The sequence below is a fragment of the Neisseria sp. HMSC070F02 genome (genome assembly GCF_001814225.1).
GTDB classification, from domain to species: Bacteria; Pseudomonadota; Gammaproteobacteria; order Burkholderiales; family Neisseriaceae; genus Neisseria; species Neisseria meningitidis.
Map to the genome: position 1 here is coordinate 752 of NZ_KV815494.1, position 312 is coordinate 1063.

Consider the following 312-nt stretch of genomic DNA (forward strand, 5'->3'; position numbering starts at 1 on the left):
TTGTTTACGCCGCTTGAAAGCATTGTGGCGGTAATGACGCCTTTTGCGACTTCAACGCTTTGAACATATTTGCCTTTGATTGTTGAAGAAGATGCCACGCCGGCAGAACTGTTGTTGCCGGGCCATTCGCCGTGATTCAGGTAATACTCTGTGACGGCTGATTTTTGACCTTCGGCCAAAAAGGATGGATTCGTCATTCCCGCGCAGGCGGGAATCCAGCCTCGTCGGCACGGAAACTTATCGGGAAAACGGTTTCTTTAGATTTTGCGTTCTGGATCCCCACTTTCGTGGGAATGACGGGATGTAGGTTCG

At 50.3% G+C, this 312-nt stretch carries 1 pseudogene; it reads right to left on the reverse strand.

From position 1 onward, the window contains the following. Window positions 1–182, reverse strand: a pseudogene (locus HMPREF2959_RS09945) (pilin); the annotation flags it as partial. Between the last annotated feature and the right edge of the window lie 130 nt (window positions 183–312).